17 protein-coding genes are annotated in these 18366 nt (G+C 43.8%); 10 read left to right on the top strand and 7 right to left on the bottom strand.

Annotated elements, in window-relative coordinates:
* The first annotated feature begins 9 nt into the window (after positions 1-9).
* Positions 10-867 (top strand): D-amino-acid transaminase, encoded by an 858-nt coding sequence (locus tag ACOSVQ_RS06870; RefSeq protein ID WP_491981794.1) that lies wholly within the window; start codon positions 10-12, stop codon positions 865-867.
* A 162-nt stretch (positions 868-1029) separates the two neighbouring features.
* Here the strand turns inward: ACOSVQ_RS06870 and ACOSVQ_RS06865 are convergent, their stop codons facing one another.
* A complete protein-coding gene (locus ACOSVQ_RS06865; protein WP_165313565.1) occupies positions 1030-1524 on the bottom strand; it encodes an acyl-CoA thioesterase in 495 nt (164 codons plus the stop codon).
* A 315-nt stretch (positions 1525-1839) separates the two neighbouring features.
* Between ACOSVQ_RS06865 and ACOSVQ_RS06860 the strand changes: the two genes are divergently transcribed.
* From ACOSVQ_RS06860 to ACOSVQ_RS06850, 3 genes are all read left to right on the top strand, one after another.
* On the top strand, positions 1840-2715 hold the full coding sequence (locus ACOSVQ_RS06860) for a DUF7007 domain-containing protein (protein WP_491981792.1): 876 nt from the start codon (positions 1840-1842) through the stop codon (positions 2713-2715).
* 142 nt (positions 2716-2857) lie between these two features.
* Positions 2858-4072 carry an MFS transporter gene (locus ACOSVQ_RS06855; RefSeq protein WP_491981791.1) on the top strand — a complete coding sequence of 405 codons (1215 nt, stop codon included), beginning with the start codon at positions 2858-2860 and terminating at the stop codon, positions 4070-4072.
* A gap of 34 nt (positions 4073-4106) precedes the next feature.
* A complete protein-coding gene (locus ACOSVQ_RS06850) occupies positions 4107-5534 on the top strand; it encodes an NAD-dependent succinate-semialdehyde dehydrogenase (RefSeq protein ID WP_491981790.1) in 1428 nt (475 codons plus the stop codon).
* A 291-nt stretch (positions 5535-5825) separates the two neighbouring features.
* Here ACOSVQ_RS06850 and ACOSVQ_RS06845 read toward each other — a convergent pair whose 3' ends face one another.
* Positions 5826-6386, bottom strand: a complete 561-nt coding sequence (locus tag ACOSVQ_RS06845; RefSeq protein ID WP_491981789.1) for an isochorismatase family protein — start codon at positions 6384-6386, stop codon at positions 5826-5828.
* 216 nt (positions 6387-6602) lie between these two features.
* Here ACOSVQ_RS06845 and ACOSVQ_RS06840 point away from each other — a divergent pair, with 216 nt between their 5' ends.
* Positions 6603-7391 carry an AraC family transcriptional regulator gene (locus ACOSVQ_RS06840; RefSeq protein WP_491981788.1) on the top strand — a complete coding sequence of 263 codons (789 nt, stop codon included), beginning with the start codon at positions 6603-6605 and terminating at the stop codon, positions 7389-7391.
* Positions 7392-7394: 3 nt separating this feature from the next.
* Here the strand turns inward: ACOSVQ_RS06840 and ACOSVQ_RS06835 are convergent, their stop codons facing one another.
* Complete coding sequence (locus tag ACOSVQ_RS06835; RefSeq protein WP_491981787.1) at positions 7395-8048, bottom strand: glutathione S-transferase family protein; 654 nt, start codon at positions 8046-8048, stop codon at positions 7395-7397.
* 385 nt (positions 8049-8433) lie between these two features.
* Here ACOSVQ_RS06835 and ACOSVQ_RS06830 point away from each other — a divergent pair, with 385 nt between their 5' ends.
* The gene (locus ACOSVQ_RS06830; protein ID WP_491981786.1) at positions 8434-9972 is read left to right on the top strand and encodes a histidine-type phosphatase; all 1539 of its coding nucleotides are present in this window, start codon (positions 8434-8436) and stop codon (positions 9970-9972) included.
* Between the two features lie 89 nt (positions 9973-10061).
* Here the strand turns inward: ACOSVQ_RS06830 and ACOSVQ_RS06825 are convergent, their stop codons facing one another.
* Positions 10062-10988, bottom strand: coding sequence for a M14 family metallopeptidase (locus ACOSVQ_RS06825; RefSeq protein ID WP_491981783.1), 927 nt, complete (start codon positions 10986-10988; stop codon positions 10062-10064).
* 138 nt (positions 10989-11126) lie between these two features.
* Here ACOSVQ_RS06825 and ACOSVQ_RS06820 point away from each other — a divergent pair, with 138 nt between their 5' ends.
* The 4 genes from ACOSVQ_RS06820 (at position 11127) to ACOSVQ_RS06805 (ending at position 14797) form a co-directional block, all read left to right on the top strand.
* Positions 11127-12035 carry a DUF808 domain-containing protein gene (locus ACOSVQ_RS06820; RefSeq protein WP_491981780.1) on the top strand — a complete coding sequence of 303 codons (909 nt, stop codon included), beginning with the start codon at positions 11127-11129 and terminating at the stop codon, positions 12033-12035.
* 143 nt (positions 12036-12178) lie between these two features.
* The gene (gene rlmC / locus ACOSVQ_RS06815) at positions 12179-13312 is read left to right on the top strand and encodes a 23S rRNA (uracil(747)-C(5))-methyltransferase RlmC (protein WP_491981779.1); all 1134 of its coding nucleotides are present in this window, start codon (positions 12179-12181) and stop codon (positions 13310-13312) included.
* Positions 13313-13605: 293 nt separating this feature from the next.
* Complete coding sequence (locus tag ACOSVQ_RS06810) at positions 13606-14031, top strand: L,D-transpeptidase family protein (protein ID WP_491981954.1); 426 nt, start codon at positions 13606-13608, stop codon at positions 14029-14031.
* 151 nt (positions 14032-14182) lie between these two features.
* A complete protein-coding gene (locus tag ACOSVQ_RS06805; RefSeq protein ID WP_491981778.1) occupies positions 14183-14797 on the top strand; it encodes a 3'-5' exonuclease in 615 nt (204 codons plus the stop codon).
* 93 nt (positions 14798-14890) lie between these two features.
* On the opposite strand, the gene ACOSVQ_RS06800 is transcribed toward ACOSVQ_RS06805, so the two are convergent.
* The 3 genes from ACOSVQ_RS06800 to ACOSVQ_RS06790 form a co-directional block, all read right to left on the bottom strand.
* A complete protein-coding gene (locus ACOSVQ_RS06800) occupies positions 14891-15265 on the bottom strand; it encodes a hypothetical protein (RefSeq protein WP_491981776.1) in 375 nt (124 codons plus the stop codon).
* Between the two features lie 249 nt (positions 15266-15514).
* On the bottom strand, positions 15515-17428 hold the full coding sequence (locus ACOSVQ_RS06795; protein WP_491981775.1) for a putative bifunctional diguanylate cyclase/phosphodiesterase: 1914 nt from the start codon (positions 17426-17428) through the stop codon (positions 15515-15517).
* A gap of 31 nt (positions 17429-17459) precedes the next feature.
* On the bottom strand, positions 17460-17939 hold the full coding sequence (locus ACOSVQ_RS06790) for a putative pterin-binding protein (RefSeq protein WP_491981774.1): 480 nt from the start codon (positions 17937-17939) through the stop codon (positions 17460-17462).
* Positions 17940-18366 lie beyond the last annotated feature (427 nt).

Genomic DNA, 18366 nt, shown 5'->3' with positions numbered 1-18366 from the left:
GGAGAAACAATGGAACGTATCGTATATCTAAATGGCGAATTTATCGCTGAAAGTGAAGCAAAAGTATCGGTGTTCGATCGCGGCTTCCTTTTTGCTGACGCCGTTTATGAAGTAACAGCAGTTCTAGGTGGCAAACTCATTGACCATCAAGGACATCTTGCGCGTCTAGAACGCTCGTTAAAAGAACTGGGTATAAAGATGCCTGTGACAGGCGAGCAGTTAATGGACATTCAGCGTGAACTGATCAAAAGAAACGATTTAGTTGAAGGTGGGATTTATCTGCAACTGACTCGCGGCGACGAAGGTGACCGTGACTTTTCCTATAGCGACGATATTGCGCCAACTTTGGTTTTGTTCACCCAGTCCAGAAGTCTGATTAACAGTCCGAAGACTCAGTTGGGTATTAAAGTCATTTCGTTTGACGATATTCGTTGGCGCCGACGTGATATCAAAACAACCAGTTTGCTACCAGCATGCATGGCTAAACATGTTGCTCACGCTGCGGGAGCCGAGGATGTCTGGTTAATCGAGGATGGCTTTGTCACTGAAGGCGGTTCGAGTAATGCGTACATAGTCACTCAAGACAATGTCTTAGTCACTCGTCCTCTAAGCAACGATATTCTGCACGGTATCACGCGAGCATCATTGATGAAGTTAGCTCAAGAGCTGAACTTAACCATCGAAGAGCGTCTGTTCACTATTGAAGAGGCTTATGATGCTAAAGAGGCGTTTATCAGCTCCGCAACGACGTTTGTCTGGCCTGTTGTGGCAATAGATGACAAGCCAATTGGTAGTGGTAAGCCGGGAGAAATCGCCCTTAAACTGCGTGATATCTATATTAAAACAGCGCTGGAGCTTGCTGAGTAATCTTCATTTAATGCTGCCGCATTTGCTCGGTTAATCAACCATATAATGATGATTACGATTATTCTTATTACCAATCTTATGGTTACGAATATTACGGTTACATAACAACGTTGGCTAGGTTGATTACAAGAGCAAAACACCCGACATTTGTCGGGTGTTTTTTTATCTGTCGGTCTTTAGGTATTTAACATGCGCTTCCATTTCTTCACCGATTTCAGTCCGCATGTTCATCAGCCGGATCGCCGAATTTCTAAGCGCAATGTCTTCTGCTGTTTCTGGTACCCATTCAGGTACGGCTGTTGGTTTGCCATTCTCATCAACAGCAACCATGATAACGATACAATGTGTGGTTAAGCGGTTTTTCAACTCTTTCGGATCGCTCGCTTGCACGTCTATGGCAATGTGCATAGACGTTTTGCCTGTATAGATGACTTTGGCGCTGACCTCAACGATGTTGCCAACATGGATAGGAGCAACGAAGCGAATTCCGCCAGCATAAGCGGTAATACAGTATTTGCCACTCCACGCTGCTGAACAAGCGTACGCAGCCAAGTCGATCCATTTCATCACTGCGCCACCATGAACTTTACCACCAAAGTTCACGTCGCCAGGCTCTGCTAAAAAACGAAGGGTACTTTCTCTTTTGCCATTACTCATTGGCGCTTCCTTTCTACTGTTGGTACAACCATAAATTATTATTTGTTACACCCATAACTTGATATGGTCTTTTTGTCTACCAAAGTTATATCCCTAATGATTAATAAATATCGAATAGAGAAACGGGTCACCTTTGCAAATGGGTAGATTGATTATTAAGAATGGGTATAGTGAGATCACTTCTGTAATGACTTACTTCCTACTTTTTGACAGTCACTTAGGAGTTTGCCTACTTTTAAATCAACCATTACAGCTAATCCTTTTGGGCTAGTTTTTTTAAAATTGTACTAGTCGGTTTAGTTTAGGTTGAGATTCATGCAAGTTGTTCCTGCCCATTCAATTGAAGCCATCAAGATGGCGGACAGTCTAATGAATGAGTTTTTATACAACGATTTTACGTTTAAAACATCTTCCAGCATTGAAGTGATTGAGCCAGTGTCGAGTCACTATCAAGATTTATTGGCTGTTGGTTTTGGTTGGCAGTCTTGGTCGGATATGATTGAGGTGCTAAAAGTGCCTCACGAACCCGTGTATCTGGATGATGACGAAACGTTGCTCGATTTGGTTGCACTGCGTTTGTCTCAGCGTGTTGGTTACGATTCCGCGCAAGGTATTATTTACCATTTCATTGAAAATACTGGGATTGGATATTCTCCAATCAAAAGAAGAGAGCTTCAGTTATTAGCTTCTCCGTGGGGCATTATCAAAAGCAAGCAGGTCATTACATCCGGAATTGAGAAAATAAAAACCATCAGTCATGGTGGATATTCTCTTGATGAACATCGTTTGGCGGAAATGCCTAAGCACCTAGTTTTGGATTCATATTATTACGAAGAAAAAGTGGAGAGCGCGTTGGTTGAAATTGCTTTCCCACAACTGTTTCCAGAAAAACAAGTAGGCGCATTGGCGAAGTTAAATATCTATAAAATTACGCCTTATCAAAGCTCAGGAATGAATGACGCTTTTAGCAGTATCGATTGTGAATTGTGCCAAAAACCGATGACAGAAGCTGAAAGTGAAGTTATTAAATATTTATCGCTCTGTGTTTTGCAAAACTCTCTTCCAATCAAGTCACCTGCTGACGAAAACCCTACTTTGCAAGATTGGGTGAATTGTCTGTCCATGGCATTTCGTGTTAATGGCGAATGGCCATTGATGAAAATGAAATGGAAGAGGCATTTTTACCGATAAAAATATAGGCATAGGTTTATTAACTAGTCTGCTCCTGTAACCAAAGGATTATTGAGAGAAGGATGTTAATAAGCCTTCTCTCTTTGCCAGTGTTCTAATATGCTCAGGCAATACTTTGCAGTAACACAGGACAGTGAGTTTAATGCCAAACGAATCTCAGTCGACAATTGACGATCCTTCTATTCTTAGCCCGAATGTCAGCCGTTCAAACTTATGGCGCTTAACACTAGCGCAAGCACTTGCAGGAGCAAACTCCGTTGTCGTGTTTGCTACGGGAGCGATTGTCGGCAGTATGCTCGCTCCAACTCCATTACTTGCCACACTACCTATTTCCATTTTCGTTGTGGGTATGGCTGCGTGTGTTTTTCCAGCTGGAGAATTAGCAAGAAAGTACGGACGAAAAGCAGCGTTTATGGCGGGTTCGGTAGCTGGTGTGTTAACGGGTTTGTTGGCGATGGCTGCTATGTTCACGGGATTGTTCTGGTTGTTTTGCCTCTCGACCCTTTTAGGAGGCGCTTACGCTGCTGTTGTTCTCTCTTTTCGTTTTGCTGTAACAGACGGCTTACCGCCAGAGAAAAGACCTCAAGCACTTTCGCTAGTTATGGCTGGTGGTATTGTTGCAGGTGTTATCGGGCCGCAGCTAGTGACACAAACCATGTATCTGTGGCCAGAAAAAATGTTTGCTGCCACTTTCCTTGCTCAGGCAGTAGTTGCTGTGATCTCAGGTGTGATCTTATATGGCGTTCAGTCTCCGGCTGTAAAAGAGCAGCATGGTGGAGGAAGACCATTAATGGAAATTGCACTTCAACCACGCTTTATTTCTGCTGTGGTGTGTGGCGCAGCGTCATACATGATCATGAACTTTCTTATGACTGCAGCCCCGCTAGCTATGCATATGCACGGCCACAGCCATGAGTCGTCAAACTTAGGTATTCAATGGCATGTGATTGCCATGTATGCCCCGAGCTTTTTCACCGGCAAACTGATAGCGCGATTTGGCGCTGTGCGCATATCGGCAATAGGCATTATCCTTACTGGTCTGTCGGCAGCAGTGGGTTTACTAGGAGAAGATGTATATCACTTCTGGTGGCTTCTCATTTTGTTGGGTGTTGGTTGGAATTTCGGATTTCTTGGGGCTTCCGCATTAGTGCTGGAATGTCACAAACCGGAAGAGAAAAACCGTGTTCAGTCGCTTAACGATTTCATTATTTTTGGCTTAATGGCAATAGGTTCTTTTTCGTCAGGCGGGCTTTTAAGCGCTTACGGCTGGCAGATGGTGTTGTGGGTATCCTTTGTTCCTTTGGTTCTCGCAGCTGTTGCCTTGAGTGCAGCCAAAGTTGCTAAACTAAAAGCATAAACAATCGCCATGAGTTGAATCTAGGAAAAAATATATGCAACAGATACAAAACAAAAGCCTTCTTTCGTTTATGGTGTCGAATGAAGCGGAAGGGATAGCGGTGACTAACCCAGCCACTGGTGAAGTCATTGGTTATGCTCCGGTGTCAGCAGAAAGCGACATTCTTAATGGCATTGAACGAGCGAGTGTCGCTCAGAAAGAGTGGGCGGCGATGCCAGCGAAAGCGCGCTCTGCGTTGCTACAAAAATGGAATCAACTGATTCTGGATAATAAACAAGATCTTGGTCGTCTTATGACGCTTGAGCAAGGTAAGCCGTTGGCGGAAGCTCAAGGTGAAGTGGTATATGGCGCGAGCTTTATCGAATGGTTTGCTGAAGAAGCAAAACGCACTTACGGCGAAACGATTCCAGCCCCGAGTAAAGACAAACGCTTAGTGACCATCAAACAACCTATTGGTGTTGCCTGTGCAATTACGCCGTGGAACTTCCCAATTGCGATGATCACTCGTAAAGCAGGCCCAGCTTTGGCGGCAGGTTGTAGTTTTATCGTTAAGCCTTCTGAATCAACACCTCTTTCTGCATTTGCAGTGGCAGAGTTGGCTTATCAGGCAGGCATTCCTCGCGATGTGTTGCAGGTGGTTTTGGGTGAAACCTCTCGTCAAGTGGGCGGTATTTTCACAACACATCCTCTGATTCGTAAGCTTTCGTTCACCGGCTCTACTCAGGTCGGCAGTATCCTAATGCAGCAAAGCGCTGCGGATATCAAACGTACCTCCATGGAGCTGGGCGGCAACGCGCCTTTCATCGTGTTTGATGATGCGGATATTGATGCCGCGGTCACCGGCGCGATTGCATCTAAGTTCCGCAACGCGGGTCAAACCTGCGTGTGTGCCAACCGCTTTTATGTTCACAGCAAAGTGTATGACGAGTTCGTTACTAAGTTTGATGCTGCAGTACAGAAACTGAAAGTCGGTAACGGCTTGGAAGCTGGCGTGAACATTGGCCCAGTGATCAGTGAATCGGCAAAACAGAATATCCAAGCACTGATTGATGGAGCCATTGAACAAGGCGCGAAACCTGTGTCTGAATTGCACCAGTTAGATGGTCTGTTCATGCAACCTGTAGTGCTGAAAGACGTGACCCACGATATGAAGATCGTCTCGCAAGAGATCTTTGGTCCAGTTGCGCCTGTGATTCGTTTTGATAACGACGATCAACTGATCGAAATGGCGAATGACACTATCTACGGCTTGGCTTCGTACTTCTACAGTCAAAACATTCACCGTGTATGGAAGATTGCCGAAGCGCTTGAGTACGGCATGGTGGGCATCAACGAAGGTTTAATCTCTACTGAAGTAGCACCATTTGGTGGTGTGAAACAATCTGGTATCGGACGTGAAGGCGCGAAGCAAGGCATCTATGAATACATGGATGTGAAATACCTGTGCTTTGGCGGAAACTAATTTAAGGACGAAAAAATGACAAACCAACATCTGTGACAAACACGTAATTATTCTGATTTCTGATGAAATCTAAATGGGTTTCGCTCGTAGGATAAATTGTTTGCAACGAAATACTTAGGCATCGAACCGGATCTGACGGCCGTTGATCATTGAGTTCGACGTTCTCAATGAAGGTTTGGATACGCTAGAAAAAATCATTCTAGAAGTGGTTAACGCTGAACTAAGCTCTCGCTCAGGCTCTTTTATTTGAGAGATACCCACTATCAGAGACAAGCTATTCCGAAGCGCGATTTAGCTCAGTACTTCTTCGTGGGTTTTAAGCGAAATAACACCTTTGGTCGGCGTTAAGTTAGACCAAATGAAGTTATGGAATTTGATGATATCGCTTGCGCTTAACTCAGCTTTGTCGGCGGTGGTGTGACAATCAGAAACAACCACAATATTGAAGTCTTCTATTAGTGCAGCGTGAATGGTTGCGTTAACACAGAAATCGGTTGCAAGCCCCGTTATGTAGAGTGTTCCAACATTTAATGAGTCTAAAAGCTCTTTCAAATTTGTCTTATAGAAAGCGCCATTAACGGTTTTCTCGACGGTGTAATCTGCATCACTAATGACAAGCTCTCTGACGATTTCAAAATCTTCTGTACCCGGCAATAAGTAGTTTTCTTTAATACCGTTATGCTGAATGAAAATAACGGGTAAGTTTTTGGCGCGGAAAGCATGAGAAAGCTTATTGATTCTTGAAATAACGCCTTCTCTGTCGTGTCTTGGTGTGTGGAAACAGCCTATCTGCATATCAATGATCAGCAGGGCTTCGTTGCTTCCATCCCCTTTCGTGGTCGAGTCCGTCATGTCACTGTAATCCTTTACTTTCAGCCAAATGAAGGTCGCATTATAACCACTAAACTCTTGGCTATGCAGCCAAAATGAAGCCGATAGAGGCTATTTCTTCATTTATCTACGCTAGGGTTTTGATATCTGCTTTCATCTCGTTTAAAGTCTTTCATCTGATAAATATCGTTAAAAAGACATCGTTCTTTAGGAATACAGCTCGACAAGGAAAGCAGAGTGAAAAAACAGGCGCGAAATCTCCATCCCTCCTTAGCCATAGCCAAAGCACCTTCTGATGTGTTTATGAACTTTGAAGCGTTTCTATCAAATACCGAAACGCGTGTTCATAGTCACGCTTGGGGGCAAGTTCAGCTTATTGCTGGTGGCATATTGGAAATGGAAGCCGAAGATACTCGTTTTCTGGCGCCACCACATCTAGCGATATGGGTTCCTGCAGGGACGCGGCACAAGAGTTTTAACCGAAAGCCTCTGGATTATTGTTCCATCAATATTTCTGCAGAAATGACACACGCTTTCCCGACCAAAACGAGCCTAATTAAAGTGACGCCGATAGTGACCGCTATCATTGATGATTTTCGCATGCGTGAAATCAGTGTGGCGGAAAGTGACGAAGACAAACGCCTGCTACAAGTATTGATTGACCAGCTTGCGACACGCGAGATGCAGCAGCACTTTTTACCGTCGAGCAACCATAAATATCTGGCACCAATCTTAGCGACAGTGGAAGAGAATCCGACTGATAACACCAGTTTGCAGCAATGGGCGGAGCGAGTGCACACTACTGAGCGAACGCTTGCCCGCTATTGCCAGACGGAACTGGGTATGAGTTTTACCGAATGGCGTTTGCGTGTTCGGTATCTCCACTCCATGGATTTGTTGCGTAGTGGACAGTCGGTAAAAGAAGTGGCTCTGACATTGGGATACAACCAAGCCAGCCCGTTTATCGCAATGTTTAAGCGATACTCCGGCCAAACACCGGAGCAATATAAGAACCGATTGTTGTAACGGCTATTCGCTGAGTTTTTTCATTGCTTTTTGATAGCTTTCAATTTTTTCAACTTGCTCTATGTACTTCTTAATGTGGTGATAAGGAGTCATGTCGCAGCGCGTATAAGCGAGTTGAAGAGCCAGTACCATCTGGAAATCTGCGCCAGAGAGTTCATCGCCAGCAAACCATTTGTTGTTAGACAGATGCGTATCAACCAGTTTGAGTTGAGGAATTATTCTTGGGTCGATGAAGTACTGGTTTAATGCCTGCACAAACTTTTTAATCACAGGTTTGATAAAGAACGGCATTGGTCTATCGACAGCTTTTGATAAAACTAAGCGCATCACCAACAAAGGCATCATCGACCCCTCTGCAAAGTGAAGCCAGTAGCGATAATCGAGTAAGGCTTTGGCTTCTTTAGGCTTGAACTGTTGCTCAGTATCATAGGTATCAATTAGATATTCAATGATTGCTCCAGATTCAGCAATCACCAGTTCACCATCAGTAATGACCGGCGATTTACCCAGTGGGTCGATCTGTTTAAGTGACTCAGGTGCACCGTAGGTTTTGGGATCGCGTTGGTAAACTTTAATTTCGTATGGAAGATTTAATGCTTCTAATAACCACGCTATGCGATTAGAGCGGGACTGAACGAGATGATGCAGAATAATCATAAAGGCCTCTGACGATACTTATTGTGTTATCTCGCCAGTCTTACCAATCACCAAGCATAGGTCAATTTATAAATACGCAATGCGTTGGCGAGGGTTATGAAAGGACGCGTTTATTGCCAACTCTAAACTACCTCCTTGGGTGGTGGCGATTGTTTGTTTTGCCTTTTCATTACGCGTGTTCAAAGTCTGTGTGAGCTAAAGTCATCGTTGGCTCAAGCTTGTGACAACTAAACGGGTTCCCCAAATTGGAATACCAATAAATCAACGGGTTATCTGTCGTCGTAATTTATTCAAACTGCAATGAGAATGTCATAAATCGGAACTAATGTGCAGCGAGTTTCTGAAAACGTAACAACAAAATTTGCTCTGAAATTAAGGAAGATTAATGACTCGTTATACTCTGATTGCATCTGCAATTACCGTGGCTTTACTCAGTGGTTGTAGCTCTACAAACCAAGCCGATGAAAGTAATGGATATCAGTACAGCAGCAAAGCTACCTATTCTGCTATGCAAGATTTAAACAGCTATGAAGCCGCACCAAAAGGTTACAACGTGGTTTTCAGCCAGTTGGTTGAACGACATGGTGCTCGCGCGCTATCAAGTCCAAAATACGACGTGCTGAGCAAGCAAGTGTGGGATCTGGCACAAAAACGCGGACAATTGACACCGCTCGGTGAAAAGCTTGGTCCAATCATCGATAAAGTGACGGCAGCGAATGAAAAGCTGGGATATGGACTGCTGACTAAAGTAGGTGAAGAAGAGCCAGCCGGTATCGCTTCTCGTATGGCGCTGCGTCTAGATTCCATCATGACTAACGACAGTAATAATCCCGTTTGTATTCAAGTCCAAACCTCAGGCGAAGAGCGAGCAAACCAAACTGCACATTACTTTATGCAGTCATTGGCAAGCGATGTGGCTTATGTAGCAAATGATGCAAAGCAGTGTTACCAAACACAATCACAGCCAGATGAAATTGATAAACAACTGGTGAACAAGTTTGAACTCTATTTCCACAAAACAAATCCTGCAAAGAGTGCAAAATACCAACCGTACACAGCAAACTTTGAAGCCTATGATGCTTTTAAAGATTCAGAGAAGTTAGAAAGCGCCTTTGATGCAATTTCAGAGCTACCAAAAACCAAATTGTTGGCTCGTCAAATGTTGGAACGTATCTACACCAAAGAGTTTGTCGACTTCTTAGAAAATGATGTCTCTAACGACAAGAAGTGCGACGTAAACGCTGAGAACTGTTTCAAGACCAACACCAAGAAACCTAGCGAAACAAAAGATGACTGGAAGTATGTGCAAAACGAGGTAGATGCTGCCTCAATGCTCTACAACATGTTCATCATTGGTCCGGGAATGCTTCGTGAAGCACAAGCTCAAGGTGGAGAGTGGGGCTTAGAGCAGTTTATTACTCCTGAAGAGTCGGCTTGGTTCTCATATCAGTCAGATGCTGAAGATTTCTATGAGAAAGGTCCAAGTTTTGCGGATGCGAATGGCGTGGCCTACAACATTGCTAAACCGCTTTTAAAAGATATGTTCAATGAGATGGACGCTGTAGCCAATAACAAGCAGGCGGTAAATCACGTGGCAAAGGTTCGTTTTGCTCACGCAGAACAAATTATGCCTTTAGCAGCGTTATTGCATGTGAAAGGCAGTACTCAAGCGGCAGAACCGTCTGAACTCTATTCTCAAGAAAATAATGAATGGCGCGGTGGATGGGTTACACCATATTCGGCAAACATTCAGTGGGATGTGTATAAGAGCGCAAATAAAGGCGGTGAAACCTTGGTGAAGATGCTTTACAACGAGAAGGAAATAGCGTTTAAAGCCGATTGCCAAGTGTTTGAAGGTACTCAGTATTTTTATAGTCTAAAAGAACTTGAACGCTGTTATAGCAAAGAGTTGTCTGTTAACTAACTTGTTTTCAAGTTGAATTAGTACGAACACTCATAACAAAACCCCGCAGAAAGAGATGCTCTTTTGCGGGGTTTATTGCTTTCGATTAATTATGCTTGATGGTTTTCAAGCACATAATTCAGAGCTCCAACTATCGCTGCAACCTGAGCGTCGTTACACTCCTCGTCGGTCACTTTTGGACTGTCAGGGTAGACTTCTGTTGTTGTGCCGTATTGGCAATTTGTTACGCCACCGCATAACCCAAGTTTCTTCATTGGGTAAAGAATCACACCGTGCTGAACCACATCTGAACCGATGATCTGCCCATTGGCATCAGCTGGAGCTATGTGTGTTACTTTCGCAACAGATTCAATAACCGCAGCTTGGAAATCAAGTTGTGGCAGTGCGGTGTCACCAACCGTGTAGAAACCATCTGGAATGCTGTCGGCTTCATACTCGATACCATCGCGAGCAGCTAAAGCAGGGCGGAACTCGGTTTCGTCAGTATCTGTTGTTTCATGCAAATCAATATGAACCAAAACCTCTAGAGGCAAATTCGCCACTAATGCCATTAGGTTTGCCGATTCTTCCGCAGGACTGTCTGCATAAAACGAACGGTTAGGATCAATCGCGTTTGGATTCCAGCGGTTGATGGTTTCGTATCCCCAAGGGCTGACACAAGGCGCAGCAACGATGTTGAAGTGTTGTTGGTAGCGCTTAGCTTCAGTAGTCATGAATTTCAATGCGCCATGGACACCACTGGTTTCGTAGCCGTGAACCCCACCAGTAATTAACACGGTTGGTTTGTTCGCTTGCCAGTTTTTGCTTTTGATTGAGAAAAGCGGGTAGCGCTCTTCGTCATAAGACAAAGCACCGTATTGCTCCACAACAAATTCGCTTTCTAGTGCTTTGATTTTTGGCACAACTTCTTGTTGGTATTCACGCTTGATGCTTGTGGTTGCGCGCCATTCTAAGCGTTCAGCGTCTCCCCATTTTTGTCCAGGGGTTCCGATTGGGTAGGCTTGCGATTGAGTCATAACTTTCCTTGGCTTAACTGTTCTCAATGAGTAACTATTTTCAATAAGTGACTATGAGCGTTGTTAAAGATATTTCATCATTTTTGTGAGGCTGCTATGTTACCTCTAGTTTTGTCCAAACCCAAAAGAGAATGTCATATGGCTGGAGCTAGCTTACTCACTTTATTAGACGATATTGCAACTGTGCTTGATGACGTGGCTGTGATGTCTAAAGTCGCAGCAAAGAAAACGGCAGGGGTGTTGGGTGATGATTTGGCACTGAACGCCCAGCAGGTTTCTGGTGTGGCGGCAGAACGTGAAATACCGGTTGTTTGGTCGGTAGCGAAAGGTTCGTTTCGCAACAAGCTCATTCTTGTCCCAGCAGCATTGGTGATCAGTTCTTTTGTCCCTTGGTTAATCATGCCGTTACTGCTGCTAGGTGGTTTGTTTCTTTGCTTTGAAGGTGCAGAAAAAGTGCTTGAGAAGCTATTTCATTCAGAGCCGAAGAAAGAACCTATCGATGCAATGAACGAGTTGAAACACCTCAGTGTTGAAGAATACGAAAAGAAAAAAATCAGTGGCGCGATTCGTACCGACTTTATTCTCTCTGCGGAAATTATCGTGATTGCTTTGGGGACAGTTCAGGGCAAAGAGATGATGACGCAAATCGTGGTTGTCAGTCTTATTGCCATCATTATGACCGCTGGGGTTTACGGTTTAGTGGCTGGAATCGTGAAACTTGATGACCTTGGGTTCTATTTGGAAAGAAAATCCAAAGGCGAAGGGCTGTTAGCTAAAGTGGGAGGCGTACTGGTTTCGTTTGCTCCTAAGCTAATGAAAGGGCTGACCGTTGTCGGTACTGCGGCCATGTTTTTGGTCGGCGGCGGTATTGTCGTCCATAACGTGCCATTCATACATCACTGGGTGGAACCTATCATTATGAAGTTGCCAGACTTAACTTTAGTTAACGCTTTGGTTCCCACTTTACTGAATGGCGTTATCGGCGTTGTTGCTGGTTTGATTGTTGTGGCGGGTATGGAAATCATCCATAAGGTGCGTGGTAAATAAGCTCACATACAGCTTGCGTTTGCAGCGTTAGGCTAGACTTGTTTGCCTCGCGGCGACGCCTGAGTATTTAAGTGAAATATTTATTTGGCGATTTGTCGCGAGGCGAATAGACTAGCGCTTTTCCAAATTTGGTGACCACTGTTATGCAATGCGAGTTCTTTACTCAGCAATTATGTACTTCCTGCACGAATTGCGCTCAGCCTTATGAACAACAGGTTTCTGTTAAAGATACCGAGTTGAAGAATTTGCTCGCTGACCTCAATCCAGAGCAGTGGTTATCGCCTGTCACTAGCAGTGAAACTCGCTTCCGAAACAAAGCCAAAATGGTGGTGCTTGGTGCAGCGCATGCGCCTATTCTTGGTATCGAAAATACGCTTAATGGTGAGCCGCTTTCATTAACGAACTGCCCGTTGTATCCGCAAGATACACAGCAACTGCTGACCTATTTGGAAAACTGGATCCGTATTTCAGGCATCCCTCCGTACAACAAAAACAAAAAGAAAGGTGAGCTGAAGTTCATCTTGCTAACTCGCAGTGAGCACGATGGAAAGTTCATGTTGCGTTTTGTTGCGCGAAGCAAAGAGGTATTACCGCGTATTACCAACAATTTGCAGCGTTTGCTTGCAGATTTCCCAGCCATTGAAGTGGTGTCAGTCAACATTCAGCCTGTGCACATGGCACGTTTGGAAGGGGATGAAGAGATCTTCTTGACTGAACAAGAGTATCTGATTGAGCTCTTCAACGATGTACCACTGGTTATTCGTCCTAAGAGCTTTTTCCAAACTAACCCGAAGGTTGCTCAGGCGCTTTACGCGACGGCAAGAGATTGGGTAAGAGAGATTGCGCCAAGTAAAATGTGGGATCTGTTCTGTGGTGTGGGTGGCTTTGCGCTGCATTGTTCAACGCCAGCGACTGAAGTAATTGGTATCGAGATTGAGCCGGAGGCGATCGCCAGTGCGAAACGCTCTGCGCAGGAAATGGGTATTGAGAACTTAAGTTTTGCTGCGTTGGATTCCGCCCAGTTTTCACATTCTCAAGATGCTGCGCCTGATTTGGTATTGGTTAACCCGCCACGTCGTGGGCTGGGCTCAAGCTTGACCGAGCAATTGGAAGCGCTTGCGCCTAAGCATATTGTCTACTCAAGCTGTAATTCTCACACCATGAACGAGGATGTGAAGAACTTACCAAGCTACAAAGTCGTTAAAGTTCAATGGTTTGATATGTTCCCACATACCAACCACGCTGAGGTGCTCGCACTTCTAGAGAAAGTCATTTAAACCGCGCAACTGCAATGTCGTTTTGATCAATTTGCATACTCGGGCTGCGTATTGCGTACGCTCCACAGTCTGAGTAAAGTCTGGCTATTATTGATAGATAATGTCGATTAGGCGTGTGAGTTGATAGTGGTTAATAATGACTCACCAATAATAGAGTTTCATCAAACACAGCAGAAAAAATGCGACAAATTCTGGTTCTACTTCTTTCATTATTAATTAGCTGGGCGGCTTTTGCGCAGAGTGATGCATTACGTGCTCCACTGCGAAAACCTACGCAAGACAAAACACTTTCGATGAAAGTCGATTTGGTGAAAGTGGATAAGTCAAAACGCCGTATGTATTTGGTCGCAAAAGGTGAAGTAGTAAAAGAATATCGTATTGCTTTGGGCAAATCCCCGCGAGGCCACAAACAGCAAGAAGGCGATCAAAGGACTCCAGAAGGGCGCTACTATCTGGATGACATCATGCCTAGTTCCCAGTTTTACCGTTCGATGAGTATTAGCTATCCAAACCTTAGAGATAAATTGAGAGCACAAGCCGCAGGCATCGATCCCGGTGGTGAAATCAAAGTGCACGGTTTAAAAGGTGGCTTTTCAGGTGACCCGCAGTTTATTCAGAGCTTTGATTGGACAAATGGCTGTATTGCCTTAACCAACGAAGAAATGGATGAATTCATCAGTCTTGTGCGAATAGGGACACCGATAGAGATTGAATGGTGATTGAAAGTAAATGAGGGGGAGAGGGTTAACTCTTGCCTTCATATTACATGTAAGTAAATTAAACAGCCTTCCACCACATGGGCGCATTCGTCTTTCTTTTACACTCTGTTTCTAACATACTCTTTCACATTATTTTTAGTTGGAAAACGCTATGAGCCAAGCCAATACCGTGGTGGTACTCGACTTTGAAACCACAGGTCTTTCGCCTAATCTAGGCGATCGCGCAATAGAGATAGGTGCGGTTAAGTTAGTTGACGGTGAGATAGTCGATAGTTTTCAGCAACTGATGAATCCAGGCTTTCGAGTAAGTTCATTTATCGAAAGCTATACAGGCATCACCAACAACATGTTACGCACCGCACCAAGCTGTGATGAGGTGATGGCATCATTTAGTGAGTTTATTGCCGATGAAAACCTTATCGCTCACAACGCTTCCTTTGATAAACGGTTTCTAGACGCAGAGCTTGAAAGAATTAATCGAGCTTACTCTGGTGAATTTGCGTGTTCCTTGTTAGTTGCAAGAAGGCTCATTCAAGATGCTCCCTCACACAAACTCGGAGATCTTGTGCGTTACAAAAATATCGAAAATGACGGAGTGTTTCACCGAGCACTAGCTGATGCACAGATGACCGCTAGACTTTGGATTCAAATGGTAGAAGATTTGGAACAGTCAGGCATCGTCCAACCGAGTTTCGAGTTTATGCAAACTCTTAGTAAGACAACAAAAGGGCAAGTAAACCAGTTGCTAGCTAGAAGTCGTGGTTAACTGAACACCACAGAATTGATAAAGGCGTTAGCAAGTTTGCACCTGTTAACGCCTTTGGTAATTATTTAAGCGTAATGATTACACTCAGTTTGATTATTCAACGTCGCAATCAGTACAGCTTTGTAGTGCGATTTCGTGTTCGAATACTACTGTTCCGTTGCTTTCTGCAAGTAGCTCTTCAATTTCATCTGCGACTTCTTTTTCATCTTCCGCTTCAACTTGGCTTTCAAGCTCTTCTTCTGAATAACCGTAGAAATTCAACAGCAAGTAATCGCGAGCTTCGTCTTTAGTGCAAGTCACGTTTACAGAAAGGTCAGGTTCAACATCGCCTTGCTCGATGATTGCAGCCACTTGCGCTAAAACATCTTCTTTCATCGCAGCTGTTAACCAACCTAAGTCAGTACTCACTGTAGTTTTTTTACAGTTAAAACAAGGCAGTTGATGAAAGTAATATTGAAAATCAGTCATAGGTAATTTCTTCTTTGAGTTTTGTATTGCCGGATTATGCGCGTTTTCTAGCAAAAAGACATCTCAAAAGACATCTCAAAAGACATCTCAAATGCCATCGAGGGCTAGATTGGTATTAATGATCTAGAGTTAGCGCAGCAAGTCGATACTCGGATAGTGTGGTGACAGGTTTGTAGTCTCAAAGTCACGAAGACAAAATGAAGTTGTCTAGATGGGCAAAGGGCATCACTACTATATGCCCAATTGGAATCACTCTACCGCGCTGAGTACTGGTTTTTGTTGGGCAAAATATTCATGGCTAAAGTGAGCAAACTCCTCTTTGGTGATGGGTTTGGAGAAGTAATAACCTTGGAACTCATCTACTCCCAAATCTTTCAATCGAATAAGTTGAACCTCATCTTCGACGCCTTCAGCAACCACTTTAATACCAAGTTGATGTGAAAGAGTTACGATCGCAGAAATAAAGAACTTTTGTTGCTCTAAGCTATTTAGGTCGCGAACAAACGACTTGTCGATTTTCAGTTTGTTAAATCGTAGATGATTGAGGTTGTATAGCGACGACCAACCTGTACCGAAGTCATCCAGAGACAAGCGAATATTGATCTCTTCGAGCTGACGAATAATGTTAACGCTGCGTTCAATTTCATCCAGCGTCATGGTTTCAGTGATTTCTAATACGATGGCATCGAGGTAGTTAAAATCGGTGCTGAAAATGTCCGATACCATTGCAGGTAAGTCTTCATCAAATAGCGAATCAGACAAGTTAATGGCAACCTCAATCCGTGAATGGAACGCTCTCCAGTCAACAGATAGGGCTTGATAAACTTGGCGCATGATCCAACGTCCTAGCTCTTTGGCTAAACCTGATTCTTCTGCAATCTCAATCAGATATTCAGGATTGATGAAACCGTAACTTGGATGGTTCCAGCGAATTAGGGCTTCGCAGCCAAGTCGTTCACTTTGCGGAGAAATAATCGGCTGAAAAGCCATATAAAGCTGCTTTTGCTTAGTGTCTTGGATCAGCGCTTCCAGCTCTTCGGACAGTTTACGTTTTTTGCGGTGAGCAATCTCAATCTCTTTGCTGTAGTACACCATAGGTTCGGCATGATTCTTCTTGGCGATATTCAGTGCCAGATCGGCGTTGTTGAGGATCACCGATGATTTCTTGAGATAACCTTTGCTGTATTCGCTCATTTCGTTACTCATGGCGATACCCGTTGCCAGTGTCATTCTTTTGGAAGGGTCGAGACGATTTAGCACAGCATGCAGTTCACTTAGTAACGCCTTAGTGAAAAATTCAAAATTGAAATCGCAACGGTTGATGAGAATTGCGAACTCATCTGCACCGACACGCGCGCATAGAAAATGGAATTGGTCGCACTTTGCTTTGATTCGCATACTGATTTCAGTCAGGATTTTATCACCGTACTCGTAGCTGACGATGTCATTGATCTCCTTGAAATGACAGATATCAACCAAAACTAATGTGTGGTCATTTTCACTCTTACTCAAACTTTGTATTTCTTTGAGTAGATAGTTGCGGTTCTTCAGCTTTGTAAGCGGATCGTGCCAAGCCATAAATTGCTGGTATTTAGCGTCTTGATAGACTCGGATCGAAATGTAACCTAGCACCACTAAGATCAATACCATGTCGTACAACACAGTCCGTTTATTAGCTTCGATAATGGCTCTGTTTTTAACCGATTCTTCGCCAGTGAAATTGACGATCATCAGGTTACGGATATCAGGCAACAAGCTTTTAAACTCGTCAGAGAACGCTTTGAGCTCAGCAAGGTTGGATTTAACGACAGCATTTTCGTATTTACGCAGCACATTAAAGGCGTTGGAAATAACTTTAGCTGAGCCATATTGCGAGCGAATCCCACGGGTTTCGTCACTATTGAGAAACGTATCGTAGCGGTTCCACAGTATGTCGTATTTCAGATTGAGTTTGCGTGGAGAGCGGGAGTCGTTGATCAGATAGGTTTCAAGCTGAGAAGAAAAGTCTAGCGTTTCTATTTCTAACTGAGCTAACGCCCAAGCAGATAACTGAGTATGTTTTGTCAGCATATTATAGGTGTCGTTGAACTTTACCAATGTCCACAAGGAAAAGATAAAAAGTCCAAAAACAAACATGATGAAGATTGCGATATTGCGGCTCATAGACACCTACATACTCAGCGTTTGACGAAGGTTACTGCTGCGTTTCCACTTGGCTGACTTGCCACACCATACGACTGTGCAGCACTTCATTATTCACTTCATTAAACTCACTTAACGGGTAAATCACCCAAATAGGTCCTTTATCACGAACGCTCATTTCGTCATTGTTCTTTTTTAACGCAAATAGAGGGTTATATTTTTCAATGTCGTCATAGGGAATTGTTGACCAATAATTGTTCAGTGCGATGACTTTTAAATCGGCTTTCTCTATACCGATCATATTCAGTAGTGCTTTGGCTGAGACACCAACAAACTTGGTGTTGTTTTCGGTCCAAGGTGTATCAGTGACAATCTCTTTGTCGGCATGGGCAAGTAATTGCTCTAGGCTGAACTGCGCTTTATGACCATGGTTGTCCACAGTGAGAACGGTATCGCTGTTGGCAAAACCAGACATCGAGGTAAACCACAACAGTAAAACGGTAGTTTTGCGAGAAATCAGGTGATTAAACATGGACTATCCCTCATCAGTTAAAAGGTGTTTAAGTGAGATGTTGCTTCCAAAATTTAGCGTTCTGTATAGATATAAAAAGATTGGGAAAGAACTACAAGAGGGGGCATAGGTCACTAATCCCAAAGAGGTATTAGTTATAATTTGTTGAATTTTAATGAATATTTATTTGCAATTTGCGAAGCAACATGCACAACGAGAATTGGAAGAGATAACCCTATGACCGTCATAGTAGTGTTATTCCTAAATTGAAAAAGAACGCACTCCGCGAACGTTGTATGAACGTCGCTGGTCTGACTAGTTAATGTGATGGGTATCAATAAGTTTCGTTGCTTGGTTTGGCAGTTTTTGGTCGTAAGGGAACAAAAACATTACAGAAGAAAGGGCATACATATAAAAAGGTGCAAAAAACCAAGCTAGTCACAGAGTA

The organism is Vibrio sp. HM8-C (assembly GCF_058630515.1).
Note: the sequence above shows the minus strand (reverse complement) of the source record. Positions and strands in the feature narration are given on the sequence as shown.